Source organism: Comamonas sp. Z1, assembly GCF_008121555.1.
In the GTDB taxonomy this organism is placed as follows: Bacteria; Pseudomonadota; Gammaproteobacteria; order Burkholderiales; family Burkholderiaceae_C; genus Comamonas; species Comamonas thiooxydans.
The window spans coordinates 203749-224121 of record NZ_VOQT01000007.1 but is presented as its reverse complement, the minus strand read 5'-3'; the positions used below and the strand labels follow the sequence as shown (position 1 = coordinate 224121).

The 20373-nt window shown below is 61.2% G+C and carries 18 protein-coding genes; 13 read left to right on the top strand and 5 right to left on the bottom strand.

Annotation, left to right across the window (positions count from 1 at the left end; translation table 11 throughout):
* The first annotated feature begins 123 nt into the window (after window positions 1-123).
* Both prpR and FSY45_RS15015 read left to right on the top strand, forming a co-directional pair.
* Entirely contained in the window at window positions 124-2133 is a 2010-nt protein-coding gene (gene prpR / locus FSY45_RS15020; RefSeq protein ID WP_046461323.1) for a propionate catabolism operon regulatory protein PrpR, read from the top strand.
* A 238-nt stretch (window positions 2134-2371) separates the two neighbouring features.
* Window positions 2372-3319 carry a sensor domain-containing diguanylate cyclase gene (locus FSY45_RS15015; protein WP_004341372.1) on the top strand — a complete coding sequence of 316 codons (948 nt, stop codon included), beginning with the start codon at window positions 2372-2374 and terminating at the stop codon, window positions 3317-3319.
* 40 nt (window positions 3320-3359) lie between these two features.
* On the opposite strand, the gene prpF is transcribed toward FSY45_RS15015, so the two are convergent.
* From prpF to prpC, 5 genes are read right to left on the bottom strand one after another with little or no spacing between them, the layout of a single operon-like run.
* A complete protein-coding gene (gene prpF / locus FSY45_RS15010) occupies window positions 3360-4553 on the bottom strand; it encodes a 2-methylaconitate cis-trans isomerase PrpF (RefSeq protein ID WP_046461324.1) in 1194 nt (397 codons plus the stop codon).
* Window positions 4554-4607: 54 nt separating this feature from the next.
* Window positions 4608-5183, bottom strand: coding sequence for a 2'-5' RNA ligase family protein (locus FSY45_RS15005; RefSeq protein WP_004341364.1), 576 nt, complete (start codon window positions 5181-5183; stop codon window positions 4608-4610).
* A gap of 9 nt (window positions 5184-5192) precedes the next feature.
* On the bottom strand, window positions 5193-7820 hold the full coding sequence (gene acnD / locus FSY45_RS15000; RefSeq protein ID WP_046461325.1) for a Fe/S-dependent 2-methylisocitrate dehydratase AcnD: 2628 nt from the start codon (window positions 7818-7820) through the stop codon (window positions 5193-5195).
* Window positions 7821-7845: 25 nt separating this feature from the next.
* On the bottom strand, window positions 7846-8334 hold the full coding sequence (locus FSY45_RS14995; protein WP_223305660.1) for a GntR family transcriptional regulator: 489 nt from the start codon (window positions 8332-8334) through the stop codon (window positions 7846-7848).
* 24 nt (window positions 8335-8358) lie between these two features.
* Window positions 8359-9555, bottom strand: a complete 1197-nt coding sequence (gene prpC / locus FSY45_RS14990) for a 2-methylcitrate synthase (protein WP_080944447.1) — start codon at window positions 9553-9555, stop codon at window positions 8359-8361.
* A 169-nt stretch (window positions 9556-9724) separates the two neighbouring features.
* On the opposite strand from prpC, the gene FSY45_RS14985 reads away from it, so the two are divergent.
* The 11 genes from FSY45_RS14985 to FSY45_RS14935 all read left to right on the top strand — a co-directional run bounded on the left by FSY45_RS14985 (window position 9725) and on the right by FSY45_RS14935 (window position 20357).
* A complete protein-coding gene (locus tag FSY45_RS14985) occupies window positions 9725-11212 on the top strand; it encodes a short-chain fatty acyl-CoA regulator family protein (protein WP_046461327.1) in 1488 nt (495 codons plus the stop codon).
* 233 nt (window positions 11213-11445) lie between these two features.
* Window positions 11446-12177, top strand: coding sequence for an SDR family NAD(P)-dependent oxidoreductase (locus tag FSY45_RS14980; protein WP_004341349.1), 732 nt, complete (start codon window positions 11446-11448; stop codon window positions 12175-12177).
* A gap of 12 nt (window positions 12178-12189) precedes the next feature.
* Complete coding sequence (locus tag FSY45_RS14975) at window positions 12190-12957, top strand: SDR family NAD(P)-dependent oxidoreductase (RefSeq protein WP_004341345.1); 768 nt, start codon at window positions 12190-12192, stop codon at window positions 12955-12957.
* A gap of 16 nt (window positions 12958-12973) precedes the next feature.
* Window positions 12974-13621 carry a nuclear transport factor 2 family protein gene (locus FSY45_RS14970; RefSeq protein ID WP_046461328.1) on the top strand — a complete coding sequence of 216 codons (648 nt, stop codon included), beginning with the start codon at window positions 12974-12976 and terminating at the stop codon, window positions 13619-13621.
* A 9-nt stretch (window positions 13622-13630) separates the two neighbouring features.
* The gene (locus FSY45_RS14965; protein WP_004341337.1) at window positions 13631-14713 is read left to right on the top strand and encodes an alkene reductase; all 1083 of its coding nucleotides are present in this window, start codon (window positions 13631-13633) and stop codon (window positions 14711-14713) included.
* 293 nt (window positions 14714-15006) lie between these two features.
* On the top strand, window positions 15007-15909 hold the full coding sequence (locus FSY45_RS14960; protein WP_046461329.1) for a VOC family protein: 903 nt from the start codon (window positions 15007-15009) through the stop codon (window positions 15907-15909).
* A gap of 16 nt (window positions 15910-15925) precedes the next feature.
* On the top strand, window positions 15926-16804 hold the full coding sequence (locus FSY45_RS14955) for a CoA transferase subunit A (protein WP_046461330.1): 879 nt from the start codon (window positions 15926-15928) through the stop codon (window positions 16802-16804).
* Window positions 16805-16816: 12 nt separating this feature from the next.
* Window positions 16817-17587 carry a CoA-transferase subunit beta gene (locus FSY45_RS14950; protein WP_004341328.1) on the top strand — a complete coding sequence of 257 codons (771 nt, stop codon included), beginning with the start codon at window positions 16817-16819 and terminating at the stop codon, window positions 17585-17587.
* 1 nt (window position 17588) lies between these two features.
* On the top strand, window positions 17589-18491 hold the full coding sequence (locus tag FSY45_RS14945) for an enoyl-CoA hydratase (RefSeq protein WP_012837473.1): 903 nt from the start codon (window positions 17589-17591) through the stop codon (window positions 18489-18491).
* Window positions 18488-19576, top strand: coding sequence for a nitronate monooxygenase family protein (locus tag FSY45_RS14940; RefSeq protein WP_004341321.1), 1089 nt, complete (start codon window positions 18488-18490; stop codon window positions 19574-19576). The genes FSY45_RS14945 and FSY45_RS14940 overlap by 4 nt, the downstream gene beginning before the upstream one ends.
* Before the next feature lie 22 nt (window positions 19577-19598).
* Window positions 19599-20357: an enoyl-CoA hydratase family protein gene (locus tag FSY45_RS14935; RefSeq protein WP_004341319.1), complete on the top strand. Its 759-nt coding sequence runs from the start codon at window positions 19599-19601 to the stop codon at window positions 20355-20357.
* The last annotated feature ends 16 nt before the right edge of the window (window positions 20358-20373 follow it).

The window sequence follows — 20373 nt, the reverse complement described above, 5'->3', positions numbered from 1 at the left end:
ACGTATCTAGGGAAAACCCTTTGTTCTCCAAGCATTTGAAATCATTGGAATTTCTGGAGTTTTGTGGAGTGTCCATCTGCGGTTGTGTATGGCTTCTGTTTCGATGATGAAATAATAATTTTCATGAATGAAGCAAATGCGATATCGAATCATGGCGTCAAACGTCTGCCGGCAGCTGGCCAGCCGCATTTGCCCCACATCGTCACCGTAGGCCGCTACCGTGTGGGGCGGGTGCTGGAGCGGCTGGCACAGCTCTGGTCGGGTGAGGCCAGGTTCTCGCACATCTCGGCTTCTTTCGACGATGCGGTGGCCCAGGTGCAGGCGCTCAATCTGCGCCAGCCCATCGATGCCCTTGTGGGGGCGGGGGCCAGTGGTGCCTGGATTCGAGAGCGCGTGGACATTCCAATGGCCATGGTCGAAGTGCGTGGCCTGGATTTGCTGCAGGCGCTGCGCCAGGCCAAGTTGCAGACCACAGAAGAAGCTCCGCGCGTGGGTCTGGTCAACTTCGAGGTGCCGTCTCCCGTGGTGGCACAGTTCGACAGCCTGTTCGGCCTGGGCCTGGTCCAGATTGCCTATCAAGGTCCGCATGACGCGCCGGCCTGCGTGCAAAAGCTCAAGGCGTCGGGCGTTGGCGCCGTGGTTGCGCCGGGCCTGGTGGCCGATTTGGCAGAGCAGGCGGGCATGGCCAGCGTGTTGCTGTATTCCGATATTTCGGTGCGTCAGGCACTCAGCGACGCCATGCTGCTGGCCCGTCATCGACGTGCCGAGCGCGACCGGCATCAACGGCTGGAAACCGTGTTGCATCAACTGCAGGATGGTGTGGCTGCCGTGGACGAGCGTGGCCGTATTTGCGCGCTGAACCCACGAATGGCCGCCTTGCTCGGAGCCCCGGTCGATGCCTTGCACGGCCGCATGCTGGAAGAGGTGGCTCCGGCCCTGGGCACGGCTCGGGCGCTCGCTGGCGAGGAGGGCGGAGAAGAGGTGGTGCAACTGGCTCTGCGTACCCTGGTGGTGCGACGTGCGCCAATTGTGGAGAACGGGCTGGTGACCGGCGCTTTGCTGGTCTGCCGCGATCCAGCCGTCATTCAGCGGGCCGATCGCAGCCTGCGCGCCAGTCAGCGGCAAAGAGCCGCCGGTGTACGCTGGCGCATTGAGGACTATCTGGGCAGCAGCCCCGCTGCCCAGCGCGTGCGGCTGCTGGCCAGGCAGTACGCGAACAGCGATGCGACGGTGCTGATTCTGGGCGAAAGCGGGACCGGCAAGGAGCTGGTGGCGCAAGGCATTCACAGCGCGGGGCGGCGTGCGGAGCAGCCATTTCTGGCGGTCAACTGCGCGGCGCTCAGCGAAAGCCTGCTGGAGAGCGAGCTTTTCGGTTACGAGGAAGGCGCTTTTACCGGGGCCAGGCGCGGCGGCAAGACCGGGCTAATCGAGGCTGCGCATACCGGGACCCTGTTTCTCGATGAAATCGGCGACATGCCGCTGGCGCTGCAATCGCGGCTGCTGCGTGTGCTGCAGGAGCGTGAAGTATTGCGCGTAGGTTCCACCACGCCGATTCCCGTGGATGTGCGCGTGATTGCCGCCACCCATGCGGATCTGGCGAATCAGGTGGAGCGCGGCCGGTTCCGGCGCGATCTCTACTACCGGCTGGCGGTGCTGCGCCTGAGCACGCCTTCGCTGCAAATGCGAGGTGGTGCCGATGTTGCTGAACTGGGCCGCGCCATGCTGGCTCAGCGCCTGAGCGCTGCAAGCGGGTTGCCTCGCGCACTGCATGACAAAGTGGAGCAGCAGCTCGATGCACTGCTGGCCAGGGCTGCGGCGCATGACTGGCCCGGCAATGTCCGTGAACTGGACAACTGGGTGGAGCGCCTGCTGGCCTGCAGCGACTATCTGGACTCAGGCCGGGGTGGCCTTCTGGATATGGCGCGCTTGCTTGAAGTCTTCCCGGAGTGCGCCGACGGCCTGGCTCTGGCCGAGCCTGCCGCGGCTCGGCAGGCACAGCTCAGAGACGCGGGTCGCCTTGCCGAACAGAAGCGATTGCGCGAAGTGCTGGAGTCGGTCGGAGGTGATCAGCGCCAGGCCTGTGAAATTCTCGGCATCAGCCGGGCCACTTTGTGGCGGCGCATGAAGGCTTAGCAGCAACACTGCTTGAGCGCCTGCAGTGCACCATGCGTATGATTTCGGCCAATATCGTGAGTGCATAGCGTGAATTGCGGCATCCGGCGCAACAATCACCAGCAAGCGGAGATTGGGCTGTGCCTCGGGCTTTCTGGGTGTGAAAGACTGCAGGCTCCGCTGTCTGGTGGGCCGGGTCAAGACCAGCACCACAGCCAGCCTGATGTTTTATCGATTGAGATCGGGAGAGAGACGGGTTATGTCCGACGTGAGCGAGCTCGAGAACGAGAGTGCGGTCTATAGAACCTTGCTGGAATCCACCAAGGCCATTCCCTGGAAGATCGACTGGGCGACCATGAAGTTCGCCTATATCGGCCCTCAGATCGAGAGCCTGCTTGGCTGGAGCCGTGAAAGCTGGGTCAGTGTCGAAGACTGGGCCATGCGTATGCACCCCGAGGACCGTGAATATGTGGTGAATTTCTGCGTGAGCCAGTCCCAGGCGGGCGTGGACCATGAGGCTGACTATCGCGCGCTGACCAAGGACAACGGCTATGTCTGGATTCGCGATGTGGTCCATGTGGTGCGCAATGCGCAAGGCGAGGCCGAAGCGCTGATCGGCTTCATGTTCGACATCAGCGAGCGCAAGAAGACCGAGGAAAGGCTGCTGAGTCTGCAAAAGGAGCTGGAGGTGCTTTCCTTCAAGGATGGTCTGACCAGCATTGCCAACCGGCGCTGCTTCGATACCAGTTTCGAGCAGGAATGGGAGCGCACGCGCAGCGATGGCAAGCCCCTGTCCATGCTGCTGTTCGATGTCGACTTCTTCAAGCAATACAACGATTTATACGGTCATATCCAGGGCGACAAATGTCTGGTGGATATTGCCCAGACCCTGAGCCTGGCGCTGGACGGACAGCGTGACCTAGTGGCGCGTTACGGTGGCGAGGAGTTTGTGGTGCTGCTGCCCGAAGCCGATGCCGAAACTGCGCAAAAAGTGGCCGAGCGCTGCCAGCGCCTGATCCAGAAGCAGTCCATCGTGCATGCACTGTCGCCCCATGGCAGGCGGGTCACCATGAGCATTGGTGCGGGGACGGTGCAGCCGGCAGAGCATGATCGACCTGCCAGCTTTATCGAAGCCGTGGACCGGCAGCTCTATGCGGCCAAGAACAAAGGCCGCCACCGGATTGAAAGCGTCATCTTGAGCGCTTGAACCCTGCCCAGGCCTGCGTGCGGCAGGGCAATACCCGGTGTCAGGCCTGCAGCACCTCGCCAGGCACCCGTACCCAGCCTTCCATCAGAATGCGGGCGCTGCGGCTCATCAAGGCCTTGGTGACCTGCCATTGACCCTGGTCGCTCCTGGCTTCGGCCCCCACACGCAGGGTGCCGCTGGGATGGCCAAAGCGTACGGACTGGCGCTCGCCGCCGCCCGCCGCCAGATTGACCAGCGTGCCGGGAATGGCGGCAGCCGTGCCAATGGCGACGGCGGCCGTGCCCATCATGGCGTGGTGCAGCTTGCCCATGGACAGCGCCCGAACCACCAGATCAATATCCCTGGCTGCAATGGCTTTACCGCTTGAGGCGATATAGCTTTGCGCAGGAGCCACAAAGCCTATCTTGGGCGTGTGCTGGCGTGTGGCAGCTTCACCCAGATCCTTGATCAGACCCATCCTGAGTGCGCCATGGGCGCGGATGGCTTCGAACCTGGCCAGGGCGGGGCTATCGCTGTTGATGGCATCCTGCAGTTCGCAGCCGGTATAGCCCAGCTCTCTGGCATCGAGAAAGATGGTCGGAATGCCGGCATTGATGAGGGTCGCGCAAAAGTGGCCGACGCCGGGCACATCCAGCTCGTCGCAGACATTGCCGGTGGGAAACATGGCAGCTCCGTCCTCACCTTCATCGGCGGGGTCCAGGAACTCCAGGGCCACTTCGGCAGCGGCAAAGGTCACGCCGTCAAGTTCGAAGTCCCCGGTTTCCTGCACCTGACCATCGCGGATCTGCACATGGTTGATGATGGTCTTGCCGATATTGGCCTGCCAGATGCGAATGACGGCCACGCCGTTTTGCGGAATGCGCTCGGCCGGAATCAGACCCATGTGAATGGCGCAGGGGCCGACGGCAGCGCTCAGGTTGCCGCAGTTGCCGCTCCAGTCCACAAAAGGCTGATCGATGGAGACCTGGCCGAACAGATAGTCCACATCGTGATCGGCGCTTGCGCTCCGGCTGAGGATCACGCCTTTGCTGGTGGAGGATGAGGCATTGCCCATGCCGTCAATCTGTTTGCCATAAGGGTCGGGGCTACCCAGAGTGCGCAAAAAGATGGCGTCGCGAACAGGGCCGGGCTGCCGGGCCGCCTCGGGCAGATCCTGAAGCTTGAAGAACACACCTTTGCTGGTGCCTCCGCGCATATAGGTGGCGGGAATGCGGATTTGCGAAGTGAGGGACATGGAATGGCAAACAAACAAGGTATTCAAGGCTCAAGCCAGGGCTTGAGCCTTGAATCAGTGAAACAGGCGTAGCTGTTGAGGACGAGGCGGAGAGCCGGAAGCCAATGGCCAGCGATGCAGTAGCTGGTAGCGTAACTGCTTGCCTGTGCCGGTTCGCTCGACCAGCTGGATCTCATCGATCAGCCAGTCGACGGGATCGATACGCCGAGTGGGCAGGGCATGTAGAGCTTTGTAGCTGATGGTGATGTGCGGTCTATGGCCGTCATCCTTGAAACCGTGGGATTTCAACTCGGTCTGTAGCGTTGCCAGCAGTTGGTTGAAAGGCTCCGGACGTCCGCGGGTTAGCAAAGACCAGTGAATGCGCTCGCCCTCCTCACCGCGAATGCGGTTGAAGCTGAGCTCGAAGGCCTTCAGCTGCGCCGCTTGCACGGCATTGCCTGCGGCCAGCAAGGCGAGCAGTGCCTCTTGCCCGGAGTCAAACGGGCCACACCAGGTTTGGTGCCAGTTGTCTGGAGAGAACAGGCGCTCGCCCAGTTCTTTATCAAGGCCCAAAGCGCTGATCCGGGCACGCAGGCGATGACGTACCGGGCTTTTGGGCTGGGTGACAATCAGTATGCGTGCCTGGCTCATAGCTGCTCCTTAGCTCACAAGTTCAGCCGTCGATGTGGAATCGGCCGCTGCGCTGTCCGCCAGGAAGTCCTGGGCAAAGCGCTGCAGCACGCCACCGGCCTCGTAAATCGAGACCTCTTCCGCGGTATCGAGGCGGCACAGTACCGGCACTTCAGTGCGGACACCTGTCGTTCGGTGGATATGAAGTGTAAGCGTGGCCTGGGGGCTGCGCCGGCCGATGACATCAAAGCTCTCGGTGCCATTCAACCCCAGTGTGTGGCGGCTCGTGCCGGGCAGGAACTCCAGCGGCAACACCCCCATGCCGATCAGATTGGTGCGGTGAATGCGCTCGAAGCCCTCGGCCACGATGACCTCCACACCGGCCAGACGCACGCCCTTGGCGGCCCAGTCACGGCTCGATCCCTGGCCGTAGTCGGCGCCGGCGATGATGATCAGCGGTTGCTTGCGCTGCATATAGGTCTCTATGGCTTCCCACATGCGCATGGTCAGTCCCTCGGGCTCGACGCGGGCAAGAGAGCCCTGGCGCACCTTGCCCTGGTCGTCCACCACCATTTCGTTGAGGAGCTTGGGATTGGCAAGGGTGGCGCGCTGCGCGGTCAGGTGGTCGCCGCGATGCGTGGCATAGGAGTTGAAGTCCTCCTCGGGTAGACCCATTTTGTGCAGATACTCGCCTGCGGCCGAGTCCATCAGGATGGCATTGGAGGGCGAGAGGTGGTCGGTGGTGATGTTGTCGGGCAGGATGGCCAGAGGGCGCATGCCGCGCAGCGTGCGCTCTGTGGCCAGCGCCCCCTCCCAGTAGGGCGGACGGCGGATATAGGTGCTCTGCGGGCGCCAGTCATACAGTGCCTCGACCTTCCCGCCCTGGTCTGAGCGGATGGCAAACATGGGCTCGTAGACCGCGCGGAACTGCTCGGGCTGGACGGCAGCCTTGGCCACGGCGTCGATTTCCTCATCGCCGGGCCAGATGTCCTTGAGACGGATTTCGCGGCCCTGGAAGACGCCTAGCACATCGTTCTCGATATCGAAGCGCATGGTGCCTGCAATCGCATAGGCCACGACCAGCGGTGGCGAGGCCAGGAATGCCTGTCTGGCATGGGGGTGGATGCGGCCATCGAAGTTGCGATTGCCCGAAAGCACGGCTGTGGTGTGGAGGTCGCGATCCACGATTTCCTGCTGAATGGCCGGATCGAGTGCGCCACTCATGCCGTTGCAGGTGGTGCAGGCAAAGGCCACCACGCCAAAGCCCAGCGCTTCTAAGTCATGTAGCAGGCCGGCTTGCTGCAGATACAGCGGCACGGTTCTGGAGCCGGGGGCCAGCGAGGTCTTGACCCAGGGCTTGCGCGCCAGGCCCAGATTGCGCGCATTGCGCGCCAGCAGGCCGGCCGCGATCACATTGCGTGGGTTGCTGGTATTGGTGCAACTGGTAATGGCTGCAATGATGACCGCTCCATCTGGCATCTGCCCTTCGGTCTGCGTCCACTCACCGGCAATGCCTCTTGCTGCAAGCTCGCTGGTTGCCAGGCGAGCATGCGGATTGGAAGGGCCGGCTATATTGCGCACCACGCTGGACAGGTCAAAGCTCAGCGTACGTTCGTATTCGGCATTCTCCAGGCTGTCTGCCCACAGACCTGCCTGTTTGGCGTAGTTCTCGACCAGTTGCACCTGTGCGGGCTCGCGCCCCGTCAGACGCAGATAGTCGATCGTCTGCTCGTCGATCGCGAACATGGCCGCCGTGGCTCCATATTCGGGAGCCATATTGGAGATGGTGGCGCGGTCGCCAATCGTCAGACTCCGTGCGCCCTCCCCGAAAAATTCAAGATATGCCCCCACCACTTTTTGTCGACGCAGGAATTGCGTCAAGGCCAGCACGATATCGGTGGCAGTGATGCCCGGCTGGCGCGTGCCGGCCAGTTGTACGCCAATGATTTCGGGCAGGCGCATCCACGAGGCACGGCCCAGCATCACGTTTTCTGCCTCCAGACCGCCCACGCCCACGGCGATCACTCCCAGTGCATCGACATGTGGCGTGTGGCTGTCGGTACCTACCAGAGTATCTGGGAATGCTTCACCATCGATAGCGTGGATCACAGGGCTCATGCGCTCCAGATTGATCTGGTGCATGATTCCGTTGCCCGGTGGAATCACCTCCACATTCTTGAAGGCTCGCTTGCACCAGTCGATGAAATGAAAGCGGTCCTCATTGCGCCGGTCTTCGATGGCGCGGTTTTTCTCGAAGGCCTCACGGTCGTAGCCACCGCACTCAACGGCCAGCGAATGATCGACGATCAACTGCACGGGCACCACGGGATTGACAGCGGCCGGATCGCCACCTTGCTCGGCAATCGCATCACGCAGGCCGGCCAGATCGACCAGCGCTGTCTGGCCCAGGATGTCATGGCAGACCACGCGGGCCGGGAACCAGGGAAAATCGCGTTCGCGCTTGCGTTCAACGATTTGCGCGAGGTATTCGGTCAGGTGGGCCGGATCGCTGCGCCGCACGAGGTTCTCGGCATGGACGCGGCTGGTATAGGGCAGTGTGGTCCAGCTGCCGGGGCGGATGGCTTCCACAGCGGACCGGGCATCGAAGTAATGCAGCGCAGTGCCGGGCAAGGGTTTACGGTAGGGGTGGTGAGTCATTGTCTCGGGGATTCTTTTAGGAGTCTCAATAGGCCAGAGCCGAGCGTGAGGCTTCTGCGTTGCCGGCACTGTGACTGTGCGGGGATTGTGAAAGGGCTGCAGGCAATGGTGCACGCATCGGCGCTTGGCTTGTCGGCTGCATGGCGAGCTGTGTACCCAGTGCGAGTTGGAGTCGGGCCTGCGACACGCGCAGCAACTGCTCGCAAAGCTGCGTGCTGGCAGTCTGCATCTGGCGTTGCCGCGCCAGATGGCCAGCCAGCAGGCTGCTCAGCAAGCGAGCCTCGGCCACCTGGGCTGCACTCAGGCAGGTCACGCTCATGCCGCGCCGGGGCTGTGCGCTCAGCAGTCCTTCATGGCATAGCAGCTTCATGGCCTCGCGCACAGGAGTGCGGCTCACGCCAAACTCCTGCGCCAGTGCTCCGTCATTGATGTCCGATCCGGGCGGTAACTGATGGCTAAGAATGCGCTCGCGTAGCTTGTCGGCGATGGCAATGCACAGGGAATGGGCTTGCATGGGCTGGGCAGACATTGCTGGAGCTTACTGGCGTGCCTCGATAGGCACGAAATGAAGGTCGTCCGGGCCTGTGTAGTTAGCGCTGGGACGGATGATCTTGTTGTCCTGGCGCTGCTCGATGATGTGCGCCGCCCAACCGCTGGTGCGGGCAATCACGAACAGCGGCGTGAACATGGCGGTGGGCACGCCCATCATGTGATAGCTGACGGCGCTGAACCAGTCGAGGTTGGGAAACATGTTCTTGACTTCCCACATCACCGACTCCAGACGTGCGGCAATGTCGTACATCTTGCTGCTGCCAGCTTCGTCCGACAGCTTCTTGGCCACGCCCTTGATGACCACATTGCGGGGGTCGCTCACGGTATAGACCGGGTGGCCGAAGCCGATCACGACTTCCCTGGCATCCACGCGGCGGCGGATGTCGGCCTCGGCTTCGGCCGGGTTGTCATAGCGCTTCTGGATCTCGAACGCCACTTCGTTAGCGCCGCCATGCTTGGGTCCGCGCAGCGCGCCGATCGCCCCGGTTATCGCCGAATACATATCGCTGCCCGTGCCTGCCACCACGCGGGCCGTGAAGGTCGAGGCATTGAACTCATGCTCGGCATACAGATTGAGCGAGGTATGCATGGCACGTACCCAGCTCTCGGACGGCTTGGCACCATGCAACAGATGCAAAAAGTGCCCACCGATCGAGTCGTCGTCTGTTTCAACTTCGATACGGCGGCCCGAGTTGCTGAAGTGATACCAGTAAAGCAGCATGCTGCCCAGGCAGGCCATCAGGCGGTCGGCGATATCGCGGGCGCCAGGAAGATTGTGGTCGTCTTTCTCCGGCAGCGCGCAGCCCAGGGCGGAGACACCGGTGCGCATCACGTCCATGGGATGGCTGGCGGCGGGTAGATGTTCCAGCGCAGTCTTCACGCTGCCGGGCAGGCCGCGCAAAGCCTTGAGCTTGGCTTTGTAGGCCCTGAGTTCGGCGTGGGTGGGCAGCTTGCCGTGTACCAGCAGGTGGGCAATCTCCTCAAACTCGCAGACCTCGGCAATGTCCAGAATGTCGTAGCCGCGGTAGTGCAGGTCGTTGCCGTTCCTGCCCACGGTGCACAGTGCCGTGTTGCCTGCTGTCACGCCGGAGAGGGCGACGGACTTTTTTGGCCTGAAGCTTGCGGCGGCGTGGTTAATGGCGGTTGAAGATATTGGGGATGTTGGGGCTGTCACAGTGCTCATGGGTGTCTCCTTTGGATGTGCAGTGCAGGTCCTTGCCGGTCTGCGATACTTCGCAATCTACGCATTTGTTTTTTATGCGTACAGAGCTGAATTGGTGAATGCTTGCGAAGGTGATTGCATGTATTTGCAAATTTTGCGAATCTTTGGAGCGGCAATAGGGAGCAGGTAAGTGGCCAAGACATTCATGGGCGTGCGTCTGCGCAGCCTGCGTGCCGAGCGTGGTCTTACGCAGGCTGCGCTGGCCCAGGCGCTGGAGTTGTCACCGAGCTATCTGAATCAGATCGAGCAGGATCAGCGCCCGCTCACGGTGGCCGTGCTGCTCAAGATTCACAGGGTGCTGGGCGTCGATATTCAGCAGTTCTCCGAGGATGAGGAGGCCCGCTTGCTGGCGCAGTTGCGCGATGCAGTCGCCGCCATGCCTCAGCCAGAAGGTTCGGTGCCGCTTCCCGAGCTGCGCGAGGTCGCAGCCAAGCTGCCGCAGCTGGCACGGATGCTGCTGGCCATGCACCAGCGTCACCTGGCGGACGCCGAGCGGCTGGAGGCCTTGACCGCCCATCTGGGTGATGGCCGCGTGGGGCCGGATGCCGACACCTCAGTTCACAGAGATGTCGCCGGGAATGGTGCAATGGCAGGCCTGCTGGCTGAGCCATTGCGCCAGATGCCGTTCGAGGCGGTGCGTGATTTCTTCTTTTCCCACCGCAATTACCTTGATGCGCTTGATCGTGCAGCTGAAGCGCTGGCTCGGCAGGCTGCAGAGCAAGGTGGTCATCTGCATGATTGGCTGCAGTACCGGTTGCAGGCACGACATGGGGTATTGGTTCTGCGTGCTCATGTCGGGACCGCTGAGAAAGCGGGCAGCCATAGGCGCTACGATGCTCTCACGCGCACCTTGTATGTGGCACCGCAGCTGAGCCCCATGCAGCAGGCATTTCAGCTGGCTACGCAACTGGCGCTGCTGGAGTTTGATTCACTGATTGAAAGGGAGCTGCAAAGCGTTCCCTGGCAGGACGAGGCCACGCGCCGGCTGGCACGCATGGGGCTGGCCAATTATGTAGCCGGGGCATTTGTGCTGCCATATGGGGAGTTCTTGCGTGCAGCCGAAGGCCTGCGCTACGACATAGACTTGCTGGCAAGGCACTTCGGTGTGGGCTTCGAGACCGTCTGCCATCGTCTCTCAACCCTGCAGCGAAGCGATGCGCCGGGTGTGCCGTTCTTCTTTATACGAGTGGACCGGGCCGGCAATATCAGCAAGCGCCAGTCGGCCACGCATTTTCATTTCTCCAAGACAGGCGGCACCTGCCCGTTGTGGGTGGTGTACGAGGCTTTTACCCAGCCGGGCCGCATAGTGCCCCAGCTCGCCAGCATGCCGGACGGGCGCGTCTACCTGTGGATTGCTCGCACCATCAGCCATGCTGGCCAGGGCTGGGGGGCTCCAGGCAAGACCTTCTCCATCGGCCTGGGCTGCGACTTGCAGCACGCCGCGCGGCTGGTGTATTCCCAAGGCATGGATTTGCGCAATATAGGAGCGGCCACACCTATCGGCATGGGCTGCAAGGTATGCGAGCGCAGCGCTTGCCCGCAACGTGCTTTTCCGTACGTAGCCAAACCGCTCAAAGTCAATGAAAACGAGAGCGGATTTGTCCCCTATGGCGGTTAGTTGCTGCTGCCATGTGTGGTGAAGTTGAGAGGATGCATCTGACGCTGGATTGCTGTCACCAACTGATTAACAGGTGTGAAAATGCATTGGAGCAGAAATCTGTATTGTATTTATTGCTATTTATTTGATAGCTTTCCGAGAAAATTTGCTTAGTCTTCTTGGACGATGGGCTGAGGGCGATTTCTTCATACGCTGTCTCCAAGTTTTGATTGCACATCAACAAGGAGACAAGAATGCGTTTAGCCGGAAAAGTTGCCGTGGTCACGGGGGCGGGCCAGGGCATGGGGCGAGCGATTGCACAGCGTTTTGCCGATGAAGGAGCCACTGTGGTGGCCGTGGACTTGAATGAAGAAGCAGCCAGGCAGACCCTGGAAGGCAAGGGCAGCAAGCATCTGGCCCGTTCCTCCAATGTGGCTGACAGCGCTGCGGTTGATGCGCTGTTTGTCGAAATCCGCGAAAAGCTGGGCGCCGTCGACGTGCTGGTGAACAACGCCGGCGTAGGCTCGGTGGACCAGTTTGCCGATATTCCTGACGCGACCTGGGAGCGCGTGATTGGCGTGAACCTGAACGGCGCGTTCTACTGCGCCCGTGCCGCCGTCAAGCAGATGCAGGAAGGCAAGGGCGGTGCCATCGTCAATATCTCCAGCACCTCGGCTGTCAGCGGTGACGGTCCGGCGCACTATTGCGCTTCCAAGGCCGCCCTGATGGGCTTGACCCGTGGCATGGCCAAGGAGCTGGCGTCCAAGAAGATCCGTGTGAACACACTGGTTCCCGGACCCACCAACACGCCCATGATGCAGGGCATTCCCCAGGAGTGGGCCGATGCCATCATCGCCGGCGTGCCCATGGGCCGCATGGCTGAGCCAGAAGACATCGCCAAGGTGGCAGTGTTCCTGGCCAGCGACGACAGCGGCTTTGTGACGGGGCAGAACGTGGCAGTCAACGGCGGCAGCGCCTTCCTCTAAGGAGAGACAAGCATGAGCAAGCGTCTGGAAGGAAAGATTGCGTTTGTGACCGGTGGTGGTTCCGGTATCGGCGCCGCAACGGCTGAGCGTTTCGCACAGGAGGGGGCAACCGTGGTGATCTGCGGCCGCCGCAAGCAGCCTCTCGACGAAGTCGTGGCCAGGATCAAGGCTGCAGGCGGCAGTGCCGAGGCCATCGTGGCCGACGTGGGCAACGAAGCCCAGTTTGTCGGAGCGCTGGAGCAGACTGCCAAAAAGCATGGCAGCCTGGACATTCTGGTCAACAACGCCATGGCCTACACCTGGGGTGGCATCGACGGCATGACCACGGCGGACTGGCATGCCAACTTCAGCACATCGGTGGACGGCACTTTCTGGGGAACGCGTACTGCGCTGAAGCTGATGGGGCCCAAGGGTGGTTCCATCGTCAATATCAGCTCCATCTGCGGCACGCTGGGCACACCTTTTATGTCGGGTTACTCGGCAGCCAAGGCGGCCATCATCAACTTTTCGCGTGCAGCGGCTGCCGAAGGTGCTGCAGCAGGCATCCGCGTGAACGTGGTGATCCCGGCGGTGGTGGAAACGCCTGCCACGGCCGGCATGCTGGCTGATGAGGCATCGCGCAAGAACACCGAAAAACTCATTCCCATGGGGCGCGTGGGTCAGTCCGGCGAGCTGGCCAATGCCGTGCTGTTTCTGGCCAGCGACGAGGCCAGCTATGTGACAGGTGCCGCCTTGCCCGTGGATGGCGGCCGCTCCGCGGTGCTGGTGACGGCACTGTAAGAAAGAGGCTGAAGAGATGAGTGAACCCGTGAATCAGTGGCCACAAACGCTGGAAGAGCGTATCGACAGGCTGGAGTCGCTGGATGCGATTCGTCAACTGGCTGGCAAGTATTCCCTGTCGCTGGACATGCGCGACATGGACGCCCATGTGAACCTGTTCGCTCCCGATATCAAGGTGGGCAAGGAAAAAGTGGGGCGGGCGCATTTCATGGCCTGGCAGGACAGCACGCTGCGTGACCAGTTCACGGGAACCTCGCACCATCTGGGCCAGCACATCATCGAGTTTGTGGATCGAGATCACGCCACCGGCGTGGTCTACTCCAAGAACGAGCATGAATGCGGTGCCGAGTGGGTCATCATGCAGATGCTGTACTGGGACGACTACGAGCGCATTGACGGCCAGTGGTACTTCCGTCGTCGTCTGCCCTGTTACTGGTATGCCACGGATCTGAACAAGCCACCGATTGGCGACATGAAGATGCGCTGGCCCGGTCGTGAGCCCTACCATGGCGCTTTCCACGACCTGTTTCCGAGCTGGAAGGAGTTCTGGGCCCAGCGCCCCGACAAGGATGAGTTGCCGCAAGTGGCCGCGCCCGCGCCGCTGGAGCAGTTCCTCGAAAGCATGCGCCGTGGCACACCTGCGCCGCGCATGCGTGTGCGCTAAGGAGCCGGCATGAGTCAAACGCTTTTCACTCCCATCCAGCTGGGCAAGATTGCTCTGCAGAACCGCGTGGTCATGGCCCCCATGACGCGCAACCGCGCCGATGCCGATGGCACGCCCACCGACATCATGGCCGAGCACTATGGCCAGCGCGCTGATGCCGGCCTGATCGTGGCTGAAGGGGCCTGGCCCGAGGTCACGGGTCAAGCCTACTGTCGTCAGCCCGGCATCGAAACTGCCGCTCATGTGCGCGGCTGGCGCCGTGTGACGGACGCCGTGCATGCGCGTGGCGGATCCATCGTGCTGCAGATCATGCACTCCGGTCGTATCGGCAGCAGCCATATCAAACCCGCTGGTGTGCGTTCCGTATCGGCGTCCGCCATTCAGGCTCAGGGCAAGATCTGGACCGATGCGGCAGGCATGCAGGATTTCGACCAGCCCCAGGCATTGACCACCGAAGAAGTGCGCAAGGCGATTGCCGGGCATGCTGCGGCTGCTCGGCGCGCCATGGATGCGGGCTTTGACGGCGTCGAGCTGCATGGCACCAGCGGCTATCTGAGTCTGCAGTTCCTGCATTCCAGTACCAATCAGCGTACCGATGAATATGGTGGCAACGCCAGCAGCCGCTCACGTTTCGCCGTGGAATGCCTGGGCTCCATGGGAGAGGCCATCGGCATCGATCGCGTGGGGCTGCGCCTGAACCCCGGCAACACCTTCAATGACACAGCGGATGAAAACTCCGCGGCAACCCATGCCGAGCTGATGCGTCAGGCCGCCAAGCTGGGCATTGCCTATCTGCATGTGATGCGTGCAGTCTTCGATCCTTCAATCGATGCCTTCAAGCTGGCGCGTGAGAACTTTGGCGAGAACCTGATTCTCAACGATGGCTTTGATGCGCAAAGCGCCGAAGCCGCGTTGCAGGCAGGCGAGGGCAAGGCGGTATCTTTTGCGCGGCATTTCATCGCCAACCCCGATCTTGTGCAGCGCATGCGCCAGGGCCTGCCTTTGGCCAGGTTTGACCGCAACACGCTCTACACCCCTGGTGCCAGGGGCTACAACGACTATGCGTCTGCAGAGGAAGTGCAGACCGTCTGATCCATCAAGAAACTGAGTTCATCGTGTTGGCCGCATTCCCGCATGGGGGTGCGGCCTTTTTTTTGTACCGAGGGTTTTCACGGCTGTCGCAAGGGTGTCGGTTCGGCCTGTTTCAAAAGGTTGAAAGCAATCTAGTCTATTCCGCTGAAATACATGCTGATTCTTGTATGAGTGCTATTAAATTTGGGTGATGAAGCGGCAAATCGTTAGTCTCAATGGACGATGTTTGCAAAGGCTCTCCTCTTCAGAATCCTCTGCATCACTAAAGGATTTGGGTTGGAGGCCCCGACATCATGATGGAAATACGTGGACTAGCGTACGTTGTTGCCGAGAGCTCTGATTTGGATCGCTGGGTCAGCTACGCACGTGACGTGCTTGGCATGATGCCGAGCACCACTGCCGATGGCGATCTGCTGATCAAGATGGATGAGCGTCAGTTCCGCTTCCAGGTTCAGCCTGGCAGCAATGACAGATACTCCGCATCCGGTTGGGAGGTGGCCAACAAGCAAGCCTTCGAGCAGGCGCTCGAGGTGTTGCAGGCCGCTGATGTGCACTACGAAATGGGCCGCCCCGAGCTGTGTGCCAAGCGCCATGTGCAGGAGTTGGCCATCGTGATGGATCCGTCCGGAAACCGTCATGAGATCGTCTGGGGCTTCAAGTCCGACTTCAGCCATTTCGCATCGCCCCAGGGCGTGTCGCGTTTCATCACCGGTGACTATGGTCTGGGCCACACCGTGCTGCCTGCTCCCGACTTTGACAAGACCGTGGCCTTTGTGCGCAATGTGCTGGGCTTTGGCCTCTCGGATATTTACAACTTCAAGCCCGCAGGCGATGCCGGCCCTACGGTCCGAATCCACTTCTTCCACTGCGCCAACGCTCGTCACCACAGCCTGGCGCTGGCCGAATTCCCTTCTCCCTCGGGTTGCGTGCACGTGATGGTGGAGGTGGACAACATGCCCGAAGTGGGCCGTGCCATGGACCGCATGCAAAAGAGCCAGGTCAAGCTCTCTGCCACTCTGGGTCAGCACACCAACGACAAGATGATCTCGTTCTACATGAAGACGCCCTCCAACTTCGACCTGGAGTTCGGCTATGGCGGCGCCATCATCGACTGGGAACACCACATCACGCACGAGTTCACGACCGTAAGCCTCTGGGGGCACGACTTCAGCGTGGGCCGCCCTGAAAACAACTGATAGGAGGCTTGGAGACATGGCCAATAAATTGATGACAGCGAAGGACGTTGTGGCATCCATCAAGGACGGCATGACGATCGGGATTGGTGGCTGGGGGCCCCGGCGCAAGCCCATGGCCCTGGTGCGCGAGCTGCTGCGCAGCCCCGTCAAGGATCTGACCGTGGTGGCCTATGGCGGTGCCGATGTGGGCATGCTGTGTGCGGCAGGCAAGGTCAAGAAGTTGATCTTCGCCTTCGTGTCGCTGGACTTCATCCCGCTGGAGCCGTACTTTCGCAAGGCCCGCCAGAGTGGTGAGATCGAGGTCATGGAAATTGACGAAGGTCATATGGTGCTGGGCCTGAAGGCTGCCGGCATGCGCATTCCCTATATTCCCACCCGAGTCGGTCTGGGCACCGATGTGCTCAAGCACAACAGCTCCATTCGCCTTATCGAATCGCCCTACGACGGCAAGGAGTGGGTGGCGATGCCCGCCATCAATCTGGATGTGGCCCTGCTGCACGTGGATCGCGCGGACCTTCGCGGTGTCTGCCAGATTGCCGGTCCCGATATCTATATGGACGACCTGTTTGCGCGAGCCGCAACCAATACGTTTGTGAGCTGCGACGAACTGGTCGAGTCCAGCAGCTTCGAGTCGGAGCAAGCCGCTCGCCTGGTGTTCTGGGAGCGCTCTGAAACCACAGGTGTCGTGCATCTGCCCGGCGGTGCTCACCCATCGTCCTGCGCTCCTCTGTATGGCTTTGATGTCAAGCACTTCAAGGAATACGCGGCCAGCAGCAAGGAGGAGGGCGGCTGGAGCAGCTACCAGCAGAAATACGTGCAGTGCACGGAGCAGGAATATCTGGAAAAAGTGGGTGGCATGGAAGCAATCAAGCGCCTGCCCTTGCCCGTGTTCTGAGGAGGCACAGAGATGAGTGAAATTGCATTGGTAGATCGCGTCATCTGCGCCGCGGCACGTGCCTGGGAAAACGACGGCGAGGTGTTGGCCACCGGCATTGGCCTGGTGCCACGTCTGGCGGCTTCGCTGTGCATGCGTTCCATCAACACCGATCTGATGATGACGGACTCCGAAGCCTGGGTGGTCAATGAACCCGTGCCCGTAGGTCCACGAGGTGAATACAAGATCAAGCGTGAAAGCTGGATGGGTTTCTCGCGCATCTTCGACAACGTCTGGGGAGGCAAGCGCCACGCCATGGTGGGTCCCGTGCAGGTGGACCGCTTCGGTCAGGGCAATATTTCCATGGTGGGCAGCGACTACGCTCGTCCCAAGTCCATGATGCTGGGGGTGCGCGGCTTCCCCGGCAATTCGATCAACCACGCGAATTCCTTCTTTGTGCCCAACCACAGCACCAAGGTTTTTGTCCCGGGTGAGGTCGATGCCGTGGGCAGCGTGGGCTACAACCCTGCACGCCTGGCCAAGGGCTGGACGCTGGAGGAGACCACCGACATTCGCTTCATCTTCACCAATCTGTGTGTGATGGACTTTGGCGGACCCAGTCATCAAGTGCGCCTGGTGTCGCTGCATCCCGGCGTGACGGCGGTGCAGGTCAAGGAGGCCACGGGCTTTCCGATCCATGTTCCCGAGAGTGTGGGTGTGACACCTGATCCCACGCCCGAGCAACTGGCCTTGCTGGCTCAGCTCGATCCGCACAATCTGCGCGCTACGGCCATGGGAGTCTGATATGGATGATGCATCCAGCGAATTTGTGACACGCGAGGACAAAGCCGTCTATGAAACGGACGAGCCCGTTCTCTATAGCGTGGACAACGGCATTGCCACGGTCACCATGAATCGGCCCACGTTCAACAACGTGCAGAACTCGCAGATGACCTATGCGTTGGATGCTGCATTTCGCAAGGCGACCGATGACGATCGCGTCAAGGTCATCGTGCTGCGCGGCGAAGGCAAGCACTTCAGTGCGGGTCACGATATCGGCACGCCCGGCCGAGACATCAACAAGTCCTTTGACCGTGCACACCTGTGGTGGGATCACACCAACAAGCCCGGCGGCGAGCAGCTGTTTGCCCGTGAGCAGGAGGTCTACCTGGGCATGTGCCGGCGCTGGCGCGACATCCCCAAGCCCATGATTGCCATGGTGCAGGGGGCATGCGTGGCGGGCGGTCTGATGCTGGCCTGGGTCTGCGACCTGATCGTGGCCAGCGACGATGCGTTTTTCCAGGATCCCGTGGTGCGCATGGGCATCCCCGGTGTGGAGTACTTCGCCCACGCCCACGAACTGCATCCGCGTATTGCCAAGGAGTTCCTGCTGCTGGGCGAGCGCATGCCGGCAGAGCGCGCCTATCAGATGGGCATGGTCAACCGCGTGGTTCCGCGTGCCGAGCTTGAGGATCAGGTCTATGCCATGGCCCAGCGCATGGCGGCCCAGCCGCGTCTTGGCCTGGCGCTGACCAAGATGGTCGTCAACAAGGCCGAGGAGCTGCAGGGCCTGCGTTCCACCATGGACATGGCTTTTGGCTACCACCACTTTGCTCACGCGCACAGTCAGGCGATGGGCATGGGGCAACTGGGCGGCCAGGATGCCAGGTCCATGGCAAAGGCCAATAAAGAAGAGTCAAAGGCATGAGCAATATGAACGATATGGGCAGTCTGCGCACTCCTATCTGCGACCTGCTGGGGTGCCGCTACCCCGTCATCCAGACGGCCATGGGCTATGTGGCGGGCGCTGATCTGGTGATAGGTACTACCAACGCCGGCGGCTTCGGCTTTCTGGCCGGCGCCACCATTCCCGCCGACAGGATCGAAGCCGAAATTCTGCGTGTCAAGCGCGAGACCGATGACCAGCCTTTCGGCCTGAATTTCCATATGTTCCAGCCCAACGCTCAGCAGTTGCTGGACCTGGCTGTGAAGCATCGTCTGCGTGCCGTCAGTTACGGCCGAGGTCCGGACAAGAAGGTGATCGGCCGTCTGCGTGATGCCGGCATCGTCTGCATGCCCACAGTGGGGGCCTTGAAGCATGCTCAGAAGGCGATCGAGATGGGCGCCAATGCCATCACCGTACAAGGCGGTGAAGGGGGAGGCCATACCGGCAGCGTTCCCACCACGGTGCTGCTGCCTCAGGTAGTGGATGCGGTCGATGTGCCCGTGATTGCCGCAGGCGGCTTTTATGACGGCCGTGGCCTGCTGGCTGCTCTGGCCTATGGCGCATCGGGTATTGCCATGGGCACGCGGTTCTTGATGACCAGTGATTCCAAGGTGCCCGCCGCCACGTTGCAGCGCTATCTGGCTGCAAGGGATGCGGAAAAGATCGCCATCTCGCATCTGGTCGATGGCATGCCCCAGCGCATGATTCCCAACGAATACCTGGCCATGCTCGAAAAAGCGAGCCCCATGAAGCGCTTGCGCATCGCCCTGGGTCTGGCATTGCAGTGGAAGGCCGAGACCGGCATGACCACGGGTCAGGCCTTGAGCATCTTCATGAAGGCCATGCGCGAAGACTCGTCTTCCGTCGCCCAGACCGTGATGGCTGCCAATGCCCCCATGTTGTTGCAGCGCTCCATGGTCGATGGCAATCCCGCAGAGGGTGTGATGTCTGCCGGCCAGGTGGCCGCGTTGATTGGCCGGCTCGACAGCTGTGAGGAAGTGATAGGCGGAATTGTCCGCCAGGCCATGGACCGTCGCAACGCATTGAACGCATTGACTCCCGCATAACAACAAGCCAACGAGACCGGATATGTCCACTCAACAATTTCACTCCAATATTCATGACAACGGCGTGGCGGAGCTGGTGATAGACCGTGCTCCCGTGAATGCCTTGAATGCAGCCGGCTGGAATGGCCTGGCCCGGGAAATCCAGGCGCTGGGCGACCGGCCCGAGGTGCGCGTGATCGTCATCCGTGCCGAGAACCGTGGTTTCTGCGCGGGTGTGGACATCAAGGAGCTGGCTACCGACGACAAGCTCATCATCGACGTGAACGCAGGCAACTACGCCACGTTCAAGGCCGTGCACCTGAACAAGGTGCCTGTGATTGCGGCCGTGCACGGCTTTGTGCTGGGCGGCGGCATCGGTATCTGCGGGGCATCGGACATCGTGATCGCCGCGGAAGACGCCACTTTCGGCCTGCCTGAAGTGGACCGCGGAGCCATGGGCGGTGCCGCCCATCTGCAGCGCATGTTCGGCGTGCAGAAGACCCGCTATCTGTTCTTTACGGGCGAGATGATCGCTGCGGCGGAAGCCCTGCGCCTGGGGGCCATCGAGCGTGTTGTTCCCCGTGAGCAGTTGCGCGACGTCGCCATGGAAATCGCCAACAAGATTGCCGCCAAGAGCCCCGCCATGATCCGCATCGCCAAGGAGGCGCTGACCGGCATCGAAGACGGCAATCTCGAAGACAAATACCGCTGGGAGCAGGGATTCACCCTGCAAGCCTATATGAGTCCAGATTCCGCCGAGACGCGCAGCGCCTTTGTGGAAAAGCGCGACGCCAAATTCTGAGCATCACTAGCGCGAA

Bases quoted from the DNA above. Each gene is read 5' to 3' on its own strand.
- FSY45_RS15005 (WP_004341364.1), bottom strand. From the start codon at position 5,183: ATGAGCCAGGCACGCATACTGATTGTCACCCAGCCCAAAAGCCCGGTA.
- FSY45_RS14960 (WP_046461329.1), top strand. From the start codon at position 15,007: ATGATGGAAATACGTGGACTAGCGTACGTTGTTGCCGAGAGCTCTGAT.
- FSY45_RS14975 (WP_004341345.1), top strand. From the start codon at position 12,190: ATGAGCAAGCGTCTGGAAGGAAAGATTGCGTTTGTGACCGGTGGTGGT.
- prpC (WP_080944447.1), bottom strand. From the start codon at position 9,555: ATGAGCACTGTGACAGCCCCAACATCCCCAATATCTTCAACCGCCATT.
- FSY45_RS14950 (WP_004341328.1), top strand. From the start codon at position 16,817: ATGAGTGAAATTGCATTGGTAGATCGCGTCATCTGCGCCGCGGCACGT.
- acnD (WP_046461325.1), bottom strand. From the start codon at position 7,820: ATGACTCACCACCCCTACCGTAAACCCTTGCCCGGCACTGCGCTGCAT.
- FSY45_RS14935 (WP_004341319.1), top strand. From the start codon at position 19,599: ATGTCCACTCAACAATTTCACTCCAATATTCATGACAACGGCGTGGCG.
- FSY45_RS14995 (WP_223305660.1), bottom strand. From the start codon at position 8,334: ATGCAAGCCCATTCCCTGTGCATTGCCATCGCCGACAAGCTACGCGAG.
- FSY45_RS15015 (WP_004341372.1), top strand. From the start codon at position 2,372: ATGTCCGACGTGAGCGAGCTCGAGAACGAGAGTGCGGTCTATAGAACC.
- prpF (WP_046461324.1), bottom strand. From the start codon at position 4,553: ATGTCCCTCACTTCGCAAATCCGCATTCCCGCCACCTATATGCGCGGA.
- FSY45_RS14955 (WP_046461330.1), top strand. From the start codon at position 15,926: ATGGCCAATAAATTGATGACAGCGAAGGACGTTGTGGCATCCATCAAG.
- FSY45_RS14980 (WP_004341349.1), top strand. From the start codon at position 11,446: ATGCGTTTAGCCGGAAAAGTTGCCGTGGTCACGGGGGCGGGCCAGGGC.
- FSY45_RS14965 (WP_004341337.1), top strand. From the start codon at position 13,631: ATGAGTCAAACGCTTTTCACTCCCATCCAGCTGGGCAAGATTGCTCTG.
- FSY45_RS14940 (WP_004341321.1), top strand. From the start codon at position 18,488: ATGAGCAATATGAACGATATGGGCAGTCTGCGCACTCCTATCTGCGAC.
- FSY45_RS14945 (WP_012837473.1), top strand. From the start codon at position 17,589: ATGGATGATGCATCCAGCGAATTTGTGACACGCGAGGACAAAGCCGTC.
- prpR (WP_046461323.1), top strand. From the start codon at position 124: ATGAATGAAGCAAATGCGATATCGAATCATGGCGTCAAACGTCTGCCG.
- FSY45_RS14970 (WP_046461328.1), top strand. From the start codon at position 12,974: ATGAGTGAACCCGTGAATCAGTGGCCACAAACGCTGGAAGAGCGTATC.